This window comes from Sphingomonas pruni NBRC 15498 (genome assembly GCF_001598455.1).
GTDB lineage: Bacteria > Pseudomonadota > Alphaproteobacteria > Sphingomonadales > Sphingomonadaceae > Sphingomonas > Sphingomonas pruni.
Map to the genome: position 1 here is coordinate 21,211 of NZ_BCYZ01000014.1, position 18,704 is coordinate 39,914.

Consider the following 18,704-nt stretch of genomic DNA (forward strand, 5'->3'; position numbering starts at 1 on the left):
TCCCTTTTCGACACGAGACTTTCGCCATGCGCCCCGAAAACGACCGCCATGATCGGCTGATGCGGCTGCCGCCGGTGCTCAGGGGCGGCTTTCGGCCGTTCTTCTTCCTTGGTGCGCTGTGGGCGATGATCGTCGTCGCGCTTTGGATGCTCGCCTTGGCCGGCACCATCACCCTGCCGACCTATCTCGATCCGCTCGCCTGGCATCGTCACGAAATGCTGTTCGGTTATTTGGGCGCGGTCATCGCCGGATTCCTGATGACCGCCATTCCCAATTGGACGGGTCGCTTGCCGATCGCAGGCGCGCGGTTGGCCGGACTCGCCGGTTTGTGGATCGCGGCGCGGCTCGCAATATTGCTCTCCGCCGTCATTGGCGCGCTGCCGGCGATTGCGCTGGACGTCGGATTTCTCGCCACACTCGCCTTCGTCGCGGCGCGCGAAGTACTCGCCGCCAAGAACCGCAATCTCCCGGTCGTGGTTGCGGTCGGATTGTTCGGCATCGCCGACGCGCTCGACCACGCCGAAGCGCTCGGTGCCGCGGTGCCGGCCGGCCTCGGCTGGCGATTGGGCTTCGCGGTCATCCTGATGCTGGTGTCGCTGATCGGCGGACGCATCATACCGTCATTCACGCGCAACTGGCTGAGCAAGCGCGGCGATGTGAAGGGCCTTCCCAGCCAGCCCGATCGCTTCGACATCGCCACGCTCGCGACGACCGCGGTGGCCCTGCTCGCCTGGACTGCGCTGCCCGATACCGCGGTAAGCGGCGGCCTGCTGATCGCCGCCGGCCTGCTGCAGATGGTCCGCCTGGCGCGCTGGTCGGGCTGGCGGACGTGGCGCGAATCTTTGGTGCTGATCCTGCACATCGCCTATGTCTGGCTGCCGCTCGGGCTGCTGCTGCTCGGCGCAAGCCGCTTCGTCTGGTGCATACCACGATCCTCGGCGGTGCACGCGCTGGCGGCGGGCGCCCTGGCGTCGATGACGCTGGCGGTGATGACCCGCGCGACCCTGGGCCATACCGGCCGCGAGCTACGGGCAGACGGGGCAACCCAAGCGATCTATCTGCTGGTCACGCTCGGCGCGGTCGTGCGGTTCGCCGCGCCGATGCTGCCGTTCGATTATATCGCCACGGTCGCGCTGGCCGGACTGCTCTGGGGCGGCGCCTTCCTGCTCTATCTTTTGAGCTATGGGCCCAAACTGCTCGGCCCGCGGCCCGACGGACGGCCCTGAGCGCCCGCAAAAGCAGGCTAAGCCAGCCGCGCGATCATCACCATCCGTACCAGTTCGGACAGCGTGCGCGCGCCCATTTTGGTCATGGCGTTCGCGCGATAAACCTCGACAGTCCGCGCGCTGATATCGAGGTCATAGGCGATCACCTTGTTGGCCTTCCCCTCGATCAATCCCTCCATCACCTCGCGCTCGCGTCCCGATAGACTGGCGAGGCGATGCTGGAACAAGTCGCGCTCGCGCTCCAATTCGCCCTTGCTCTGTAGCTCGGCGAGCGCCGCGCGCACCGCGATCAGGATCGCCTCGTCGCTGAACGGCTTTTCGATGAAGTCCGATACGCCGGCGTGCATTGCCTGGATCGCCATCGGCACATCGGCATGACCGGTAATGACGATCACCGGATCGGTAACGCCCATCGCCTTCAGCTTGGCAACGAGCTCCAGGCCGTTCATTTCCGGCATGCGCACATCGGTGATGATGCAGCCATGTTCCATCGTCGGCACGGCTTTCAGGAACTGCACGGCCGATTCGTACGTGCGGGTGGCGATTTCCGAACAGTCGAGCAGAAAGGCGAGCGACGAGCGGACGCCTTCGTCGTCGTCGATCACATGCACAACCGAGTCACCCGACATTGGCCAATTCCTCTTTTCCCACGCTCGGGATGGTGAAGCGGAACACCGCACCGCCACCGTCATTCGGTCCCGCCCAGATGCGGCCGCCATGCGCCTCCACGATCGTGCGACATATGGAAAGCCCCACCCCCATGCCAGTGCGCTTGGTCGTGACGAAGGGCTGGAACAGCTGATCGGCGACATCCGGGCGGATTCCCGGGCCGGTATCGGAGACCGTGACCAGCGCCATGTCGTCCCCGTCCGGCGTCACGCGCACAACAAGGTCACGGCGCTCGCTTTCGTTCATTGCGTCGATCGCGTTGCGGATCAGGTTCAGGATCACCTGCTGAACCTGCACCTTGTCGACCAGGACCAGGTCGACTGCGGGACTGAGGTCGAAACGGACGCGGATGCCGTGTTCCTTGGCGCCGACCAGCGCGAGCGCGCTCGATTCCTCGATCAGCTTGGGCAGGCTTTCGAGCCGGCGCTCGGTCTCTCCGCGCGAGACGAAATCGCGCAGGCGGCGGATGATCTCGCCGGCGCGCAACGCCTCGCTGGCGGCATGGTCGAGTGCCTCCATGACGCGATCCTGCGGTACTTCGTCGCGCTTCAGCAGCGTCTTGCTGCCCATCAGATAATTGCCGATCGCGCTCAGCGGCTGGTTGAGCTCGTGCGCCAGCGCGGACGCCATCTCGCCGAGCGCGGTCAGGCGTGAGACGTGGACCAGTTCCGTCTGCAGTTCCTGCAGGCGAGTCTCGGTCTGCTGGCGCTCGGTCAAATCACGGACGAAACCGGTGAAAAAGCGCCCCTCGGGAAGGCGTAATTCGCCGACCGAGAGTTCCATCGGAAAAGTCGATCCGTCCTTGCGCTCGCCGACGACGACGCGACCAAGCCCGATAATCCGCCGTTCTCCGGTGCGGTAATAGCGCTCGAGATAGCCGTCATGCGCTTCACGATAGGGCGACGGCATCAGCATACTGACATTGCGCCCGGCGACCTCTTCGGCTGTCCAGCCGAACTGGCGTTCGGCGGTGTCGCTGAAATCGCGGATCAATCCGCCCTCATCGATCACGATCATGGCGTCGGGCACCGTCTGCAGGATCGAGGTGAGGTGCCCCTCCCGCTGGGCAAGTTCGCGCAGCGTCGCCGCTTCGCCCGACCGCGCGCGTTCGAGCCAGGCGCCGCCTGCGGCGATGGCGGCGCCGACGACCAGGAATACCCCGGCCGCGACCCAATCGCCGACCAGTAGCTGCCCGGTGATCGCATCGCCGGCCACGCCGGCCGCCGCGCCGGCGATAGTCGCAACGACGGCGGTCCTGGCGCCACCGATCGCGGCGACCACCACGCCGGGCACGAAGAAAATGTAGGTCGCGCGTTTTTCGAGCAGCGGATCGAGCCCCAGCCGAGCCGCGAATCCCAATGCAATCACGCCGAGCGCGATCAGCATCGTCCTCACCGCGCTCGCACGCTCCACCAGCCGTACCGGCGCGCGAGGCTTGAGCGCCGACCGAAAAGCCTCGCCGGCGCCTCCGGTACGTCCCCTAGGATGAAGACCCAAATTCCCGCTCCCGCCGACGCGACCTAGATCGCGCCAAGTAACCCAAGGGGTCAAGTGCCCCGTCGGAAAGGAGATTCCCAGTGACCGCCCCCTTCGTCGATCTTTCCATCCATCACGCCCCGAAAGGCGCATCGGATCGCATAGCGCTCGGTTTTACCAAGACCTTGCGCTGGGTTGCTGACACGTTCTTCGCCGAGCGCTACGGCCATCGCGCGGTGGTGCTGGAAACGGTGGCCGCGGTGCCGGGAATGGTCGGCGCGACGATCAATCACCTGAAATGCCTACGCAGGATGTGCGACGATCGCGGCTGGATCAAGACGTTGATGGATGAAGCCGAGAACGAGCGGATGCACCTCATGACGTTCGTCGAGGTGTGCCAGCCGACCTGGTACGAGCGCGCGGTCATCATCGGCGTACAATGGCTGTTCTATCTCGCCTTTTTCGCCCTCTATCTGATCAGTTCCAAAACCGCGCACCGCGTCGTCGGCTATTTCGAGGAAGAGGCGGTGATCAGCTATACTCATTACCTCGCCGAGATCGATGAGGGCCGCTCCGAAAACGGCCCCGCGCCGCAAATCGCGAAGCGCTATTGGGGCCTCGCCGACGATGCTACGTTGCGCGACGTCGTGCTCGTGGTCCGCGCCGACGAAGCGCATCATCGCGACGTCAATCATGGCTATGCCAATGAGCTTGCCGGTGTGCCGCAAGGCGCGATCGCGCCCTGCCCGCCTCACCAGGCGATCGAACCATCCTGGAAGCAGGCGGCGTGAGGTGATCAGCGGCGGGCTTGGCCCGCCGCCGCTCGCGAGACCCGGCATGCCCCGCCCCGCCATCCTGCTGGTAGATGACGATCCGTCGGTCCGCTCGGCGATCGCCTTCGCGCTGGGAGTCGAGGGATTCGAGGTCGGTGCCTATGCCAGCGCGGAGGCATTGCTGTCCGCCGCACCACCGACCGGTCATGCCGGCATGGTGCTCGACTATCGCCTGCCCGGCATGGACGGGTTGCAACTGCTGGCGCGGTTGCGCGAACGCGGCGACCAGTCGGCGGCGATCCTGATCACCAGCAACCCTTCGCGTCGATTGCGCGATCTGGTAGCGCTGGCGGGAGCACAGTTGGTCGAAAAGCCCCTACTCTGCGACGCGCTGGTCGAGGCCTTGGACACAGTCGCCCCGCGCCGCGATCAAAGCTAAGAGAACGGAAGGTACGCGTCGGGTTCGCGCCCGCGCCTTTCCGTCGGGCCCGGCGAGGGCGCACAACGGGCAATAGTTATAGTCATTGTCGTCCGCGCCCGATGCGGCGGATAGCGACCCCCTGGGGCATCGCGTCGCCAATCATCTCATTCGCCGCGCGCTGTCCGACGCGCTCGCCGACCGTCCCTCGCTAACCTGGCATTGCCGCGCGAGAGTCGTCGGTCTAAAGGCGCGCCGCGAGGGCGCGTGTGTCGTGCTCGACGACGATCGGCGCGATCGACGCCGCCAAGAAGGTGCTGATCATCGACCATAGAGAGTATCTCCATGAGACTGCGACCGGACGGCTGACCGAGGCCGGCCGAGAACAACTGACGCGCATCGCGAACCTGGCCAAATATCTGTGACAAAGCCCTTCGCGCTCGGCGACATACGCAAAGGCGGATTGCTGGCGATCGCCGCCGCCGCCTTGTTCGGTGCTTCCACGCCCGCCGCCAAGGCGGTCGTGTCGGGTATCGATCCCCTGATGCTCGCAGGACTGCTGTATCTCGGATCGGGCATCGGCCTGACCATATTCCGCATCGCCAGCGGCCAGGCGGGCTGGATGTTCAAGCGAGCCGATTTGCCTTGGCTGGCGGCGGCAGTGGTGTTCGGCGGCATGGCCGGACCGGCGCTGCTGATGCTCGGGCTGACGACGGTGACCGGATCGGCGGCATCGTTGCTGTTGACGCTGGAAGGGGTTTTCACCGCGCTGATCGCGTGGATCGTCTTTCGCGAGCCGTTCAACCTCCGCATCGGTTTCGGGATGATATCGATCGTCGCCGGGGCCGCGCTGCTGTCGCTCGGCGGAGGATCGGGCCGGGCTGTGGTCGGCGGCGCGCTCGCGATCGGCGCGGCCTGCCTGTGCTGGGCGATCGACAACAATTGCACGTCGCGGATTTCGCACGCCGATGCACCCGCGCTGGCGGCGGTGAAAGGGCTGGTTGCCGGAATCGTGAACGTCAGCCTCGCCTTGGCGGCTGGGGCTGCCTTACCGCCCGCGGGCTCGATCGCGCTCTCAGGCCTGATCGGGCTATTCGGTTATGGAATCAGCCTGGTGCTGTTCGTGCTGGCATTGCGCCAGGTCGGCGCAGCACGGACCGGCGCCTATTTCTCGACCGCACCGTTCCTCGGCGCGGTCCTCAGCCTGGTCCTGTTGCGCGAAGCATGGAGCTGGTCGCTCCTTGGCGCCGGGCTGCTGATGGCGTTTGGCGTATGGCTGCACCTAACGGAAGAGCGCCCGGAAGAGGCAAGCCGCTAGCTCTGCCGAACAGAGGCTCCTTCCAAGCTGTCAGCCCGCCACCGGTAGGGCGGCCAATGCGGCTCCGATCTTCAGGCCAGCTCGACCGGCGTCACCTCGTAATCCGCCGCCTTCAGCGCAGCGACCAGCCGGTCGAGATGCGCGCGGTCGCGCGCTTCGCATTCGATGTCGGTGATCAGGCCCTTGGCGGGCAAGGTGGTGAACACGCGCTGGTGATAGACTTCGATGATGTTGACCCGCTGGTCGCTGAAGATCCGCACGACGTTGAACAACGCGCCCGGCTGGTCCTGCAGGCGGATGCGCAACCGCGCCAGCCGGCCCGACCGCGCGAGGTCGCGCAGCAGCACGTTGGCGAGCAGGCGCGTGTCGATATTGCCGCCGCACAGCACGATGCCGACGGTCTTGCCCTTGAACCGCTCGGGATGTTCGAGCAGCGCCGCGAGCCCTGCCGCGCCCGCGCCCTCGACCACCGATTTCTCGATCTGCAGCAACAGGCTGACCGCTTGCTCCAGGCTGCGTTCGCTGACCAGGACGATATCATCGACCAGCTCGCGAACCATCGCCGAGGTGATGCCGCCCGGTTCCTTGACCGCGATGCCCTCGGCCAGCGTGTCGCCGGCGCACGGATATTGGGTGCCGTTGATGCGGTTGTACATCGAGGGATAGAGCTCGGCCTCGACGCCGACCACTTCGATCGGATGATCCGCCGCCGCGGCGACCACCGCCATGCCGCTGATCAGGCCGCCGCCGCCGATCGGGGTCAGGAAGGTGTCGATCGCTGGCACGTCCTCCAGCATCTCGACCGCGACCGTGCCCTGGCCGGCGATGACGCGGGCATCGTCGAACGGGTGGACGAAGGTGAAGCCGCATTCCTGCTCGAGCTGGCGGGCATGGGCATAGGCCGCGTCGAACGTGTCGCCGTGGAGCACGACCTTGGCGCCATGCCCCTCGGTCTGCGTCACCTTCACGATCGGCGTGTTGGTCGGCATCACGATCGTCGCCGGAATGCCCAACCGGTGCGCGTGATAGGCGAGGCCCTGCGCATGATTGCCCGCCGACGCCGCGATCACACCCTTGGCGCGTGCCGCTTCATCGAGCTGGAGCAAGGTGTTGAGCGCGCCGCGTTCCTTGTAGGCGGCGGTGAACTGGAGATTCTCGAACTTGAGATAAACCGTCGCCCCGGTCAGCTCGCTCAGCGTCTTGCTGATGAAGGTCGGCGTGCGGACGATCGAATCGCGAATGCGTTCATGCGCGGCGCGGACGTCTTCGATGGTGACGGGGAGGACGGCGGTCGTTTCGGAGGGAGTCATGCCGGCTCGCCTAGACGATCTAGCGCGGCGGGGGAACACGGCTTATGCCCGCCGCAGCGCAGCGTTTTGAGCGCAAGAAACGGGAGTTGGCCGCGAATGATCCGTAAGCTGGTGGGGGCGGCCGTCGCGCTGTCGATGATCGCGACTCCTGCTCTGGCGGACGGGCTGATCGACAATGTCAACGGCATCACGATGGATGCCGATGGCCGGGTGATCCACTTCAGCGGCGTGCTGATCGGCGCAGACGGCAAGGTGAAGAAGCTGATGCAGTCGGGCGACAAGCGGCCCGACAAGCTCGACTGGCTGTCGAACCAGAAGGGGCGGACCCTGCTCCCGGGGTTCATCGATGCGCATGGCCATGTCGTCGACCTCGGCTTCCGCGCGCTCGAACTCGATTTGTCGGACACCAAATCGCTCGACGAGGCCAAGGCCAAGATCGCCGCTTATGCAGCCGCCAATCCCGAGAAAAAGTGGATCATCGGCGGCGGCTGGAACCAGGAGAAATGGGCGCTGGGCCGCTTTCCGACCGCAGCCGATCTCGATGCGGTGGTCGGCGATCGTCCGGTCTGGCTCGAGCGCGCCGACGGGCATGCCAGCTGGGCCAATAGCGCGGCGATCCGCGAAGCAGGCGTCACCGCCAAGACCGCGACGCCGCCGGGCGGCCGTATCGAAAAGATCGGCGTCCAGCCCGCCGGTGTGTTCGTCGATGCGGCGCAGCAATTGGTCGAAAAGGTCGTGCCTCAGCCTTTGCCCAAGGAACGCGACCTCGCGCTGGCGAAAGCGCAGGAGATCCTGCTCGCCTTCGGCATCACCGCGACGTCGGACATGGGCACGTCGATGGACGATTGGCTGGCGATGCGCCGCTCCGGCGACCGTGGCGCGCTGCGCGTGAGGATCATGAGTTACGGGCTCGGCGTCGACACCGCGGTCAGGATCGGCGGCAACGGCCCGACGCCATGGCTGTATGACGACCGCTTGCGCATGGCCGGGGTCAAGCTGTTCGCAGACGGCGCCCTCGGCTCGCGTGGTGCCTGGCTGCTCAAGCCCTATAGCGACGCGCCGGGGCAGTCGGGCGCGGGGTTCATGACCGACGACGTGCTGCAGAACTATATGAGCCGCGCGGCGATGGACGGCTTCCAGGTCGCGGTCCATGCGATCGGCGACCGCGCCAATCGCCAGGTGCTCGACGCGATCGAGGCGATGTCGAACACTTATAAGGGCGACCGCCGCTGGCGGATCGAACATGCCCAGATCATCGACCCGGCCGACCTGCCGCGCTTTGCCACCCTGAAGGTGATCGCATCGATGCAGCCGACTCACGCGACGTCGGACCGCGCGATGGCGGAGGCGCGGCTCGGCCCGGACCGGCTGGTGGGCGCCTATGCCTGGGCGACGATGCTCAGGAACGGCGTCCCCTTGGCATTCGGCTCGGATTATCCGGTCGAAAGCCCCGACCCCTGGGCGGGCTGGGCCGCCGCGTTCACCCGCCAGGATGCCAATGGCGAGCCGTTCGGCGGTTGGCGGCCCGAGGAAAAGGTGACGCGCGAACAAGCCTGGTGGGCGTTCACCCAGGGCGGGTCCTATGCCGGTTTCGCCGAGGACAAGTTCGGCCGCCTCGCGCCGGGCCAGCTGGCCGACTTCATCATCGTCGACCGCGATCCGATGCTGGCGAGCCCGAGCGACCTGCGCCAGACCAAAGTCGAGGAAACCTGGATCGGCGGTCGCAAGGTATACGTGCGAAAGCAGGGATGACCTTCTTCGCCATTCCCCGGGTTTAAAATTATCGGTTTGAACGCAGCCGCGCCAGCCACGCGCCGTTATCAGGTCGTCCGATCGTCCTGGTCATGCATTTGCACGGCGCGAGTGGCGAGAAGCGGTCGACATCGGCGTGGGTCGGCGCGCCGCTGCGGCAATCGGCTTGGCGTGAATGGTCGTTGGTGAACCGCCGCGCGACGGGGCCGTGATCGAAGCACATAGCCCCTCGACCGCGGCTCGCATCGGATCAGTCGGCCAGTGCGTCGGCCGGCCGGTTCTGGGCGCGGGCGCGTTCGACCCGTTCCTGGCGTTCGGCCATGGCTTCCCATGCCGCCGCGGCCCGCAGGCAGCGATCGCGGACATTGTCCAATGTCGCGGCGTCGGCATCCGCTTGCGCGGCGGCCGCATTCTCTCGAAAAGTATTTTGCGCCAAGGCGGTTCTCCGGCTTGGGGAAAGCGGCGGCGCGGGATCGCGCCGCCGTATGAACTTGGCGTCAGTCGGCGTTCTGCAGGTTGCAGGCCGCCATCTTGCCGTTCCGCGAAGCTTCCAGTTCGTACGATACGCGCTGGTTCTGCTCCAGCGTCGCCATGCCTGCGCGCTCGACCGCGCTGATGTGAACGAACGAATCCTCACCGCCGGAATCGGGGGAGATGAAGCCAAACCCCTTGGTGGCGTTGAAAAACTTGACGGTGCCAGTGATGGCCATGAATATTTCCTTCGATTTCGGTCTTCTGGATGAAGACTTGCCGCTCAAGGGGCAGGGAAAGAAGGAGTGGTGCCGCAGCGCCGAAAACCGTCGATATGCGACTCTAGCGAGAAAGATGTAGCGCGTCCCGCCCAAATTTGAAAGAGCGGCTGCGGAATAGCGCTGGAATATTGTCCTTTTTTCCGCCCGCGCGCGTTTTTTTAAACAGATAATTTTGGTTGGGTGCGGGCTGTTCGTCTCGGAAAAAGATGAGGGCCGCGGTGTCTTGCGACACCGCGGCCCCCGTCCCCCTTTAATCTTTGAGCTTCGGGTCAGGCGACCTGCGCCGCCTCGACCTCGTCGGTGTCGCGCAGCACATAGCCGCGGCCCCAGACGGTCTCGATGTAATTCTCGCCATCGGTCGCCAGGCTGAGCTTCTTGCGCAGCTTGCAGATGAACACGTCGATGATCTTGAGCTCGGGCTCGTCCATCCCGCCATAGAGATGGTTCAGGAACATTTCCTTGGTGAGCGTCGTGCCCTTGCGGAGCGACAGCAGCTCCAGCATCGCATATTCCTTGCCGGTCAGGTGGACGCGGGCGCCATCGACCTCGACGGTCTTGGCATCCAGATTCACCGCCAGCTTGCCGGTCTTGATGACCGACTGCGAATGCCCCTTCGAGCGGCGGACCACGGCGTGGATGCGCGCGGTCAGTTCTTCGCGGTGGAAAGGCTTGGTGACGTAATCGTCGGCGCCGAAGCCGAACGAGCGGACTTTCGAGTCCATCTCGCTGATACCCGACAGGATGAGCACCGGCGTCTGGACCCGCGCGGTGCGCAGTTTCTTGAGCACGTCATAGCCGTGCATGTCGGGCAGGTTCAGGTCGAGCAGGATGATATCGTAGTCATAGAGCTTGCCGAGGTCCAAGCCCTCCTCGCCAAGGTCCGTCGTATAGACGTTGAAGCCCTCGGTCGTCAGCATGAGCTCGATGGCCTTGGCCGTCGTCGGCTCGTCCTCGATCAGCAACACGCGCATCAGCGAAATCCCCTGTCCCTCGCGGCAAGCTGCCCCCGTCGGCCGCCCACACTCGACACATTCCATTAACCTAAGCACATCTGAAGGACAAAGGTTAATTCTTCGCTAACCGGCCTGACTCCGCGAGTCGCGGCGTGTCAACGTGAGTCGCAAGCCGCTTAATGCCGCGTTTGCGACGCGCATAATTCCTTAAATCGGGCAGCAAGGAACTCAATCAGGAGTTCTACGCGAGCCGGCCTCAACGCACTTGGCGGGGTGACGAGATGAAGCGCGATCGACGGACCTTTCCAGTCGGTGAGAATGGCTTCGAGCCGTCCTGCCGCTATCTCCTCATCGACGATGAAATCGGGCAGGCGCGCGATCCCCAGGCCTGCGTGGAGCAGCGGCAAATTGGCGTCGCCATTGTCGCTGGTGAAGCGCCCGTTGGGGCGTACCGCGACCTCCTCGCCCTCCGGACCGCGAAAGGTCCAGGTCGTGCTGGGAACATTGGCATAAGCGAAGATGTCATGCTCGCCGAGCTCGAGCGGATGTTTCGGCCGTCCGCGCCGGTCGAGATAGAGCGGGGAGGCGACGATGCGCGTCTCGACCGGCGCCAGCCGCCGCGCGCGCAGCGAACTGTCGGGCAGATCGGCGATACGCAGCGCGATGTCGAACCCCTCGGCGACGATGTCGACCTTCGCGTCGGACAGCCTCAGGTCGACATGAACTCCGGGATGCTCGACCATGAAATCGGCGACGACGGGCGCGACATGGCGGATGCCGAACGTCAGCGGCGCGGCGATGCGGATCAGCCCGACCGGCGCCGCGGCGGCATCGTGCGCGCTCTCCTCGGCGGCTTGCCCCTCGGCCAGGATACGCTGGGCATGCTCGCTGAGGCTTTCGCCGCTTTGCGTCAGCGTCAGCCGGCGCGACGTCCGGTGGAACAGTGAGGTGCCGAGCGACTGTTCGAGCCGGGTGATCGCCTTGGAAACTGTCGCCTTGGATACGCCCAGCGCATCCGCCGCGCCGCTGAACGAGCGGTGTTCCGCCACCGTTGCGAAGATAGCCCAGGCCTCGAAATCGGGTAGCTTCATGATTCCTCCCGGTGAACGGGATGGGTCTATAATGCGAAACGATTGGTTTCAATCGTTTCCATTTACGCGATGCCGATCATGCCTATCTTGGCGACAACGAATGGAGGTTTTCATGACCTACACCAATATTGCCACCCGTATCGAGCGGCGCGCTTTCGACAGCCTGGGCCGTGCCGATCACGGCTGGCTCAAGGCCCGTCATCATTTCAGTTTCGCCGACTATTATGATCCCAAACGGATGAGCTGGGGCTCGATCCGCGTGTGGAACGACGACGAGATCGGCCCCAATTCGGGCTTTCCGCCGCATCCGCATCGGGACATGGAAATCATCACCTATGTGCGCAAGGGCGCGATCACGCACCAGGACTCGATGGGCAATGTCGGCCGCACCGCAGCCGGCGACGTTCAGGTGATGAGCGCCGGCACAGGCGTCCGCCATGCCGAATATAATCTCGAACCCGAATCGACGACGCTCTTCCAGATCTGGATCGAGCCCAAGCGTCTCGGCGGCTCGCCGTCCTGGGGTGCCAAGCCGTTTCCCAAGGATGGCCGTTCGGGCAAGTTCGTGACGCTCGCCAGCGGGTTCGCCGAGGATGAAGGCGCCTTGCCGATCCGCGCCGACGCCCGGGTGATGGGCGCCACCGTCAAGGCGGGCAAGAGCATCAGCCACGCAGTGGCCGAGGGCCGGCACGCCTATCTCGTCCCCGCCACCGGCGCGGTCGAGATCGACGGCGAGCGTTACGAGGCGCGCGACGGCATAGCGATTTCGGGCGGTCAGACCATCGAGATCAAGGCGCTCGACGACGCCGAACTGGTGCTGGTCGACGCCGATTGATCCCCCCGAGCCGGCACGGCGTTCCTCCCAACGCGCCGGCCCAGCCCCCTCCCTGACCCCCGGGGAGGGGGCCTCCCATCAAACCACCGAAGGAGTTCCCCAATGACCAAGGTTCTCGTCCTGTATTATTCGTCCTACGGCCATATGGAGCAGATGGCCGATGCCGTCGCGGAAGGCGCGCGTAGCGCCGGTGCCGAAGTCGATATCCGCCGCGTTCCCGAGACCGCGCCTGCCGAAGTCGCCAAGGCCGCCGGGTTCAAGGCCGACATCTCGCATCCCGTGATCGAAGGGATCGACAAGCTGGCCGAATATGACGCGATCATCGTCGGTTCGCCCACCCGCTTCGGCCGCATGTCGAGCCAGATGGCCTCCTTCCTCGATCAGGCTGGTGGCCTGTGGATGCGCGGTGCGCTCAACGGCAAGGTCGGCGCGGCTTTCACCTCGACCGCGACCCAGCATGGCGGCCAGGAAGTAACCCTGTTCTCGATCATCACCAACCTGCTGCATTTCGGGTTGACGATCGTCGGGCTCGATTATGGTTTTGCCGGCCAGATGGGCGTCAAGGAAGTGCACGGCAATTCGCCATATGGTGCCAGCACGATCGCCGATGGCGACGGCAGCCGCCAGCCGAGCCAGAACGATCTCGACGGTGCCCGCTACCAGGGCCGTCGCGTCGCCGAAGTCGCGGCCAAACTCGCCGCCTGAACCGGCTGAGCACCTAGCCCGATCGCTCCGCCTCCCTTATGGTCGCAACCCGGCCATAGAGGAGGCGGACGATGCTCAGGGCGACGATTGCCGCGATCGCGATATTTGCCGTTGCGCCGGCGGGCGCGACCGACGCGCCGGCGACCGGCGCCAATGTTCGCAGCGTCACCTATCCCCAAGGTACCTATCGTCAGACCGGTCCGCGCGCTTGGGCCGAATTCGACAAATCGGGCAAGCAAACCAATGCCTTTGTCGAGGACGCGCGCGACGAATGGTCGGTGTTCCTGTTCGACCCGGCGCGCAACGTCCGTGTCCAGATCGACCTGTATCGCAAGAAGATCCGCTACACCGAGAATGGCGGATCCTATGCCGATCTCTATGACGTGACCGGAGCGGCGGCGGGTGTCGGCGCCGCGCCGGCCAATCCGCCAGCCCGGACGTTGCCGCCGCTTGCATCGTCCGACGGCTTCTGGAACAACAGCCCGGTCCGCTATGGCGTCGGCGCCGCCGGCGGCGACAAGGCTGGCGTGCTGCGTGGCGTGGAGGGTGGCGCGATCGCGAGCCAGGGCGACGCCAACCTTCGCTGTCCCGAAGCGGCGCGCGCCGTCAACGGTACCTGGAACGGCCAATGGCATCAGGCGCAAGGCGGCTTTCCCGGTCTCTGCCTGGTGCGGTTCGAGCATTAGGGCGGGCCTACCGACGTTCGGCTATGATGCGAAATCGGTCGAGCAGCTGAGCTCCCGCCACCGCTCCAACTCCTCCAGCCGCGCGCGGTCGCTTGCCTCGATCGCGTCGACCGCGTCCTTGCCGAGCGGCAGCCGCAGAGGTGGGTTTTCGGCGTTCACGACATCGAGCACAGCCTTCGCGCCGCGCCGCGGATCGCCGGGCTGGTTGCCGTCATAGGCGCGCTGCATCCGTGCCGCGGCGCCGACCACCGCGTCATATTCCGGCCGCCCCGCCTCGATCGTGGTCGAGGATCCGGCGAAATCGGTGCGAAAGCCACCGGGCTCGACGATCGTCACCCGCACCCCGATCAATGCCATCTCGCCGGCCAGCACTTCGGAGAATCCCTCGACTCCCCATTTCGCCGCCGAATAGGCCGAGCGCCCCGGCGCGCCGCGCCGTCCGCCGACCGAGGAAAATTGGACGATATGACCCTGACGGCGCTCCCGCATATGCGGGATGACGGCCTTGGTCATGATGATCGTGCCAAACAGGTTGGTTTCGATCTGGCGACGATAGGATGCGAGCGAAGTGTCCTCGACCGATCCGATATCGCCATAACCGGCATTGTTGATCAGCACGTCGAGCGCGCCGAATTCGGCGATGGCAGTTGCGACCGCATGTCGCGCCTGGGTTTCGTCGGTAACGTCCAGCGGCGCGGTCACCAGCCGGCCGGCGCGGCCGTCGCCCAGGCCGGCGAGCTGGGCGAGGTCGCGCGCGGTCGCCAGCAGGCTGTCGCCCGAGTCCAGGATCGCTTCGCATAAAGCACGGCCGAAACCGCGGGAACTACCGGTCACCAACCAGTTGCGTGTCATCGAATCACCTCTTCGAATCGGGGAACGCTCAAGCGGACAGCGCCGCCGCCTGCAGGACGGCGTCGGCGAAATCCTTGGGCGCTTCTTGCGGGAGATCGTGCCCGATGCCGCCCGAAACCAGACGGTGGGCATAGCGGCCGGTAAATTTCGCCGCATAGGCCGCCGGGTCAGGATGCGGTGCGCCGTTCGCGTCGCCTTCCATCGTGATCGTCGGAACCGCGATAGTCGGTCCCTGGGCGAGGCGACGCTCGAGATCGTCGAACCTCGCCTCGCCCTCTGCCAGTCCCAGCCGCCAGCGATAATTGTGGATGGTGATCGCGACATGGTCGGGATTGTCGAGCGACTTGGCCGAACGATCGAACGTCGCGTCGCCGAAATTCCATTTCGGCGACGCGGTGCGCCAGATCAGCTTCGCGAAATCGTGACGGTTGCGCTCATACCCCAGCCGGCCGCGCTCGGTGGCAAAATAGAATTGATACCACCAGGCGAGCTCCGCGGCGGGCGACAAGGGCGCCTCGTTCGCCTTCTGGCTGCCGATCAGATAGCCGCTCACGGACACCATCGCCTGACAGCGATCGGGCCATAGAGCCGCGACGATGTTCGCGGTGCGCGCGCCCCAATCGAACCCACCGATCACGGCACGCGGTATCTTGAGCGCGTCCATCAGCGCGATGACGTCGACCGCCAGCGCCGCTTGCTGCGCGTTGCGCGGGGTATCGGCCGAACGGAAGACGGTGCCGCCATAGCCGCGCAGGAACGGGACGATGACGCGATAGCCCGCGCGCGCCAACAGCGAGGCCACTTCCGCGAAGGCGTGGATGTCATAAGGCCAGCCGTGAAGCAGGATCACGGGCTTGCCGCTCCTCGGTCCGACATCGGCATATTCGATGCTGAGGTCGCCGGCGTCGATCCGCTGAAAGCTGGACCAGGGTGCGGCTGCCGATACGGTGGCGGCGCCCGCGAGCCGCGGCAGCGCGATCTGGCTGGCGACACCGGCGACGGCGGCGAAGCCGAGCAGAGTGCGGCGATCGGTGAGCGTGATGGACATCTGCTTTCTCCTTTTTATCGGGCACGATTAGATCGTATACGATATATCTACCAGTTTGCTGCATCATGTCAACTCTTCCGATTTAATCGCATGCGATCTATATCGGAGCCGCGACCTGCCGCTGTTGGAAGGATGAATGTGAAGGACGATGCGCCCGCCCCCGCCATGCCGAAACTGGCGGATTTCCTGTGTTTCGCGGTCTATTCGGCCAATCTCGCTTATGGTCGCGCCTATAAGCCGATCCTCGATGCGCTCGGCGTCACCTATACGCAGTGGATCGCGATCGTCGCCTTGTGGGAAGAGGATGGATTGACGGTCGGCGCGCTGGGCGAGCGGCTGTTCCTCGAATCGAACACGCTCACGCCGATCCTCAAGAAGCTCGAGGCGCTGGGCTATGTCGTGCGGCGGCGCGACCCCGCCGACGAGCGGCAGGTCATCGTTACCCTGACTCCTGCCGGGCGGGCATTGCGCGAGACGGGCGCGCAACGCACGCTGGTCCAGGCCGCGGGCCTGACACCCGACGACTTCCGCCGGTTGCAGCGCGATGTTACCCGGCTCCGCGACAATCTGCTCCGGAGCGTCGACCCTGCCGTCGTCGACTCCGAGCCCGCCTGATCCTGAAGGACCCGCTCATGACGCCCTTTCCCGCCGACATCTTCACCGAACCCACCGATGTCGACCCCGATACACTCGCCAATCTCGGCCCGTTGCGGCGGCTCGCCGGCGGTTGGGAAGCGCGCAAGGGCATCGACCTCAATCCCAAGGCGGAAGGCCCCGAACGCCGCGAATTCATCGAACGGATCGACTTCCAGCCGATCGATCCGCAAGCCAACGGCCCGCAGCTCTTCTACGGCCTGCGCTATCACATCCACATCACCACGGCCGAAGAGGACATCACCTTCCACGACCAGGTCGGCTATTGGTTATGGGAGCCCGCCACGGGGCTGGTGATGCAGACGCTGGCGATCCCGCGCGGTCAGGTCGCGCTCGCCGCCGGCCACGCCACCGCCGATGCCGACACGATTACGGTCGATGCCGAGCGCGGCCAGACCCAATATGGCATCTGCTCGACCGCCTTCCTCGAATATGCCTTCCGTACCGACCATTACCGCATCACGATCACGTTCAACGCCGACGGGTCGTGGAGCTATGTCACCGACACGACCCTTGCGGTTCACGGACAGGACAAGCCGTTCGCGCATCGCGATCAGAACACCTTGGTGCGAATCAGCGATCCCGCCCCCAATCCCTGGGCGCAGATCATCGCGGCACGCAAAGCGCAAGGTGCGCACGATGCCACTCCGGCAGCAACGGCCGAATAGAGGATCCGATCGACTATCACCGGACGATCCCCGCTAGGTTCAGCGCAATGCCGATCGCCGACGCGGCGCCGAGTGTGGCAAACATGCCGGTCCTAAAGCGGAACACCGCCAGGATCGCGAGCGCGGCTAGCGCCCCTGCCCAGGGATCGACGCTCGCTACCACCGGCGCCGCGAAATGGATCGGTCCGGCGATTACCGGTACGGTGGAGCGAAAGATCGTGTGAATCGCGAACCAGATCGCGAGATTCAGGATCACGCCGACCACTGCCGCGGTGATCGCCGAGAGCGCGCCCGACAAGGCGACATTGCCACGCAACCGCTCGATGAAGGGCGCGCCGAGGAATATCCACAGGAAACAGGGGATGAACGTCACCCAGGTCGCAAGCAAACCACCGAGCGTGCCGGCGAGTAAAGGCGGGAGCGTTCCGGGGTGGCGATAGGCGCCGATGAAACCGACGAACTGGAGCACCATGATCAGCGGGCCGGGCGTCGTCTCCGCCATGCCCAGCCCGTCGAGCATCTCCTTCGCGGTCAGCCAGTGATAGCCTTCAACCGCTTGCTGCGCGACATAAGCGAGCGCCGCATACGCGCCGCCGAAAGTGACGACCGCCATCGTCGAAAAGAATGCCGCGATCTTCGTGAAGACGTCGCTCGGCCCGAGGAGCAGGAGCAACGCGGCGACCGGCGCCAGCCACAATATTAGCCAGAGCGACGCTTGCCGCACCGCCTGGCCAAATGTCGGGTTCGCATGGGCCGGCAGTTCCTCGCCGAGCAACGTATCCGCGTCGGACACGATCGTTCCCTTGCTCGCACCATGGCCGCCGCCGACTATAAAGGCGGCGATGCCGGCGCGGCTGGCACAATAGCCGATCAGCCCCGCGCCGAGCACGATCAGCGGGAACGGCGCGTTGAGGAAGAAGATCAGGATGAAGGCGCTGCCCGCCAATGTCCGCATCGCATTGTTCTTGAGCGCGCGGCCGCCGATCCGCACCACCGCCTGCAGCACGACCGCGAGCACCGCCGATTTCAGGCCGAAGAACAGTCCGACGACCAGCCCGACATGGCCGTACAGCACGTAGATCCAGCTCAGCGCCATGATCGCCACCACCCCCGGCAGCACGAACAGGCCGCCGGCGATGATCCCGCCCCTTGTCCGGTGCATCAGCCAGCCGATATAGGTGGCGAGCTGTTGCGCCTCCGGGCCGGGCAGCAGCATGCAATAATTAAGCGCATGCAGGAATCGGTGCTCGCCGATCCAGCGTTTCTCCTCGACCAGGATGCGATGCATCACCGCAATTTGTCCAGCGGGCCCGCCGAAGGACAATGCGGCGATGCGCAGCCAAACCCAGAAAGCCTCGCCGAGCGACACCGGCTGCGGGCGGGTTACGGGCGCCTCGGCGCCGGACGTTGTCGTGGTCATGCCGGAGCCTCGCCGCGTGAGACCATGGCCATGAGCAATGTCGCCGAACGCTTGTCAATGCCGGGGGTCGGAACGGCTGCGCGGACCCGCTGCTCGAT

The 18,704-nt window shown here is 65.3% G+C and carries 21 protein-coding genes; 11 read left to right on the top strand and 10 right to left on the bottom strand.

Features of this window, described 5'->3' with window-relative positions:
* Nucleotides 1-26: 26 nt before the first annotated feature.
* Nucleotides 27-1,226: an NnrS family protein gene (locus SPR01S_RS06125; RefSeq protein ID WP_218016716.1), complete on the top strand. Its 1,200-nt coding sequence runs from the start codon at nt 27-29 to the stop codon at nt 1,224-1,226.
* A 17-nt stretch (nt 1,227-1,243) separates the two neighbouring features.
* Here the strand turns inward: SPR01S_RS06125 and fixJ are convergent, their stop codons facing one another.
* Nucleotides 1,244-1,855, bottom strand: a complete 612-nt coding sequence (gene fixJ / locus SPR01S_RS06130) for a response regulator FixJ (protein ID WP_066586499.1) — start codon at nt 1,853-1,855, stop codon at nt 1,244-1,246.
* Complete coding sequence (locus SPR01S_RS06135; protein ID WP_439646725.1) at nt 1,845-3,392, bottom strand: sensor histidine kinase; 1,548 nt, start codon at nt 3,390-3,392, stop codon at nt 1,845-1,847. Before SPR01S_RS06135 ends, fixJ begins: the two co-directional genes overlap by 11 nt.
* 80 nt (nt 3,393-3,472) lie before the next feature.
* Between SPR01S_RS06135 and SPR01S_RS06140 the strand changes: the two genes are divergently transcribed.
* The 4 genes from SPR01S_RS06140 to SPR01S_RS06150 all read left to right on the top strand — a co-directional run bounded on the left by SPR01S_RS06140 (nt 3,473) and on the right by SPR01S_RS06150 (nt 5,880).
* Nucleotides 3,473-4,162: an alternative oxidase gene (locus tag SPR01S_RS06140; protein WP_066586505.1), complete on the top strand. Its 690-nt coding sequence runs from the start codon at nt 3,473-3,475 to the stop codon at nt 4,160-4,162.
* Nucleotides 4,163-4,208: 46 nt separating this feature from the next.
* A complete protein-coding gene (locus SPR01S_RS21155) occupies nt 4,209-4,583 on the top strand; it encodes a response regulator (RefSeq protein WP_169803383.1) in 375 nt (124 codons plus the stop codon).
* Nucleotides 4,584-4,831: 248 nt separating this feature from the next.
* Nucleotides 4,832-4,987 carry a metal-sensitive transcriptional regulator gene (locus SPR01S_RS21470; RefSeq protein WP_157081991.1) on the top strand — a complete coding sequence of 52 codons (156 nt, stop codon included), beginning with the start codon at nt 4,832-4,834 and terminating at the stop codon, nt 4,985-4,987.
* The gene (locus SPR01S_RS06150) at nt 4,984-5,880 is read left to right on the top strand and encodes a DMT family transporter (RefSeq protein ID WP_066586511.1); all 897 of its coding nucleotides are present in this window, start codon (nt 4,984-4,986) and stop codon (nt 5,878-5,880) included. Before SPR01S_RS21470 ends, SPR01S_RS06150 begins: the two co-directional genes overlap by 4 nt.
* A gap of 71 nt (nt 5,881-5,951) precedes the next feature.
* Here the strand turns inward: SPR01S_RS06150 and SPR01S_RS06155 are convergent, their stop codons facing one another.
* Nucleotides 5,952-7,190: a threonine ammonia-lyase gene (locus SPR01S_RS06155; RefSeq protein WP_066586513.1), complete on the bottom strand. Its 1,239-nt coding sequence runs from the start codon at nt 7,188-7,190 to the stop codon at nt 5,952-5,954.
* Nucleotides 7,191-7,286: 96 nt separating this feature from the next.
* On the opposite strand from SPR01S_RS06155, the gene SPR01S_RS06160 reads away from it, so the two are divergent.
* Entirely contained in the window at nt 7,287-8,942 is a 1,656-nt protein-coding gene (locus SPR01S_RS06160; protein ID WP_066586515.1) for an amidohydrolase, read from the top strand.
* A gap of 250 nt (nt 8,943-9,192) precedes the next feature.
* On the opposite strand, the gene SPR01S_RS06170 is transcribed toward SPR01S_RS06160, so the two are convergent.
* The 4 genes from SPR01S_RS06170 to SPR01S_RS06185 all read right to left on the bottom strand — a co-directional run bounded on the left by SPR01S_RS06170 (nt 9,193) and on the right by SPR01S_RS06185 (nt 11,738).
* Nucleotides 9,193-9,378 carry a hypothetical protein gene (locus SPR01S_RS06170; RefSeq protein WP_066586526.1) on the bottom strand — a complete coding sequence of 62 codons (186 nt, stop codon included), beginning with the start codon at nt 9,376-9,378 and terminating at the stop codon, nt 9,193-9,195.
* Nucleotides 9,379-9,439: 61 nt separating this feature from the next.
* A complete protein-coding gene (locus SPR01S_RS06175; protein WP_066586529.1) occupies nt 9,440-9,652 on the bottom strand; it encodes a cold-shock protein in 213 nt (70 codons plus the stop codon).
* A 311-nt stretch (nt 9,653-9,963) separates the two neighbouring features.
* Nucleotides 9,964-10,665: a response regulator transcription factor CtrA gene (ctrA, locus tag SPR01S_RS06180; protein ID WP_066586538.1), complete on the bottom strand. Its 702-nt coding sequence runs from the start codon at nt 10,663-10,665 to the stop codon at nt 9,964-9,966.
* A gap of 158 nt (nt 10,666-10,823) precedes the next feature.
* Nucleotides 10,824-11,738: a LysR family transcriptional regulator gene (locus tag SPR01S_RS06185; protein WP_066586540.1), complete on the bottom strand. Its 915-nt coding sequence runs from the start codon at nt 11,736-11,738 to the stop codon at nt 10,824-10,826.
* A gap of 112 nt (nt 11,739-11,850) precedes the next feature.
* Between SPR01S_RS06185 and SPR01S_RS06190 the strand changes: the two genes are divergently transcribed.
* The 3 genes from SPR01S_RS06190 (at nt 11,851) to SPR01S_RS06200 (ending at nt 13,964) form a co-directional block, all read left to right on the top strand.
* Entirely contained in the window at nt 11,851-12,573 is a 723-nt protein-coding gene (locus SPR01S_RS06190) for a pirin family protein (protein ID WP_066586693.1), read from the top strand.
* 102 nt (nt 12,574-12,675) lie between these two features.
* Nucleotides 12,676-13,278, top strand: a complete 603-nt coding sequence (wrbA, locus tag SPR01S_RS06195; RefSeq protein WP_066586544.1) for an NAD(P)H:quinone oxidoreductase — start codon at nt 12,676-12,678, stop codon at nt 13,276-13,278.
* Between the two features lie 71 nt (nt 13,279-13,349).
* Entirely contained in the window at nt 13,350-13,964 is a 615-nt protein-coding gene (locus SPR01S_RS06200; protein WP_066586557.1) for a hypothetical protein, read from the top strand.
* Nucleotides 13,965-13,985: 21 nt separating this feature from the next.
* On the opposite strand, the gene SPR01S_RS06205 is transcribed toward SPR01S_RS06200, so the two are convergent.
* Both SPR01S_RS06205 and SPR01S_RS06210 read right to left on the bottom strand, forming a co-directional pair.
* Nucleotides 13,986-14,816 (bottom strand): oxidoreductase, encoded by an 831-nt coding sequence (locus SPR01S_RS06205; RefSeq protein ID WP_066586560.1) that lies wholly within the window; start codon nt 14,814-14,816, stop codon nt 13,986-13,988.
* Between the two features lie 28 nt (nt 14,817-14,844).
* Nucleotides 14,845-15,864, bottom strand: coding sequence for an alpha/beta fold hydrolase (locus SPR01S_RS06210; RefSeq protein ID WP_066586566.1), 1,020 nt, complete (start codon nt 15,862-15,864; stop codon nt 14,845-14,847).
* Between the two features lie 132 nt (nt 15,865-15,996).
* On the opposite strand from SPR01S_RS06210, the gene SPR01S_RS06215 reads away from it, so the two are divergent.
* Nucleotides 15,997-16,479 (top strand): MarR family winged helix-turn-helix transcriptional regulator, encoded by a 483-nt coding sequence (locus SPR01S_RS06215; protein WP_066586568.1) that lies wholly within the window; start codon nt 15,997-15,999, stop codon nt 16,477-16,479.
* A gap of 17 nt (nt 16,480-16,496) precedes the next feature.
* The gene (locus SPR01S_RS06220; protein ID WP_066586570.1) at nt 16,497-17,186 is read left to right on the top strand and encodes an FABP family protein; all 690 of its coding nucleotides are present in this window, start codon (nt 16,497-16,499) and stop codon (nt 17,184-17,186) included.
* A gap of 16 nt (nt 17,187-17,202) precedes the next feature.
* Here SPR01S_RS06220 and chrA read toward each other — a convergent pair whose 3' ends face one another.
* A complete protein-coding gene (gene chrA, locus SPR01S_RS06225; protein WP_066586572.1) occupies nt 17,203-18,606 on the bottom strand; it encodes a chromate efflux transporter in 1,404 nt (467 codons plus the stop codon).
* Nucleotides 18,607-18,704: the final 98 nt, after the last annotated feature.

Coding starts and splice junctions, on each gene's coding strand:
- SPR01S_RS06125 (WP_218016716.1), top strand. CDS start 27: ATGCGCCCCGAAAACGACCGCCATGATCGGCTGATGCGGCTGCCGCCG.
- fixJ (WP_066586499.1), bottom strand. CDS start 1,855: ATGTCGGGTGACTCGGTTGTGCATGTGATCGACGACGACGAAGGCGTC.
- SPR01S_RS21155 (WP_169803383.1), top strand. CDS start 4,209: ATGCCCCGCCCCGCCATCCTGCTGGTAGATGACGATCCGTCGGTCCGC.
- SPR01S_RS06155 (WP_066586513.1), bottom strand. CDS start 7,190: ATGACTCCCTCCGAAACGACCGCCGTCCTCCCCGTCACCATCGAAGAC.
- SPR01S_RS06160 (WP_066586515.1), top strand. CDS start 7,287: ATGATCCGTAAGCTGGTGGGGGCGGCCGTCGCGCTGTCGATGATCGCG.
- SPR01S_RS06175 (WP_066586529.1), bottom strand. CDS start 9,652: ATGGCCATCACTGGCACCGTCAAGTTTTTCAACGCCACCAAGGGGTTT.
- ctrA (WP_066586538.1), bottom strand. CDS start 10,665: ATGCGCGTGTTGCTGATCGAGGACGAGCCGACGACGGCCAAGGCCATC.
- SPR01S_RS06185 (WP_066586540.1), bottom strand. CDS start 11,738: ATGAAGCTACCCGATTTCGAGGCCTGGGCTATCTTCGCAACGGTGGCG.
- SPR01S_RS06190 (WP_066586693.1), top strand. CDS start 11,851: ATGACCTACACCAATATTGCCACCCGTATCGAGCGGCGCGCTTTCGAC.
- wrbA (WP_066586544.1), top strand. CDS start 12,676: ATGACCAAGGTTCTCGTCCTGTATTATTCGTCCTACGGCCATATGGAG.
- SPR01S_RS06200 (WP_066586557.1), top strand. CDS start 13,350: ATGCTCAGGGCGACGATTGCCGCGATCGCGATATTTGCCGTTGCGCCG.
- SPR01S_RS06205 (WP_066586560.1), bottom strand. CDS start 14,816: ATGACACGCAACTGGTTGGTGACCGGTAGTTCCCGCGGTTTCGGCCGT.
- SPR01S_RS06210 (WP_066586566.1), bottom strand. CDS start 15,864: ATGTCCATCACGCTCACCGATCGCCGCACTCTGCTCGGCTTCGCCGCC.
- SPR01S_RS06215 (WP_066586568.1), top strand. CDS start 15,997: ATGAATGTGAAGGACGATGCGCCCGCCCCCGCCATGCCGAAACTGGCG.
- SPR01S_RS06220 (WP_066586570.1), top strand. CDS start 16,497: ATGACGCCCTTTCCCGCCGACATCTTCACCGAACCCACCGATGTCGAC.
- chrA (WP_066586572.1), bottom strand. CDS start 18,606: ATGACCACGACAACGTCCGGCGCCGAGGCGCCCGTAACCCGCCCGCAG.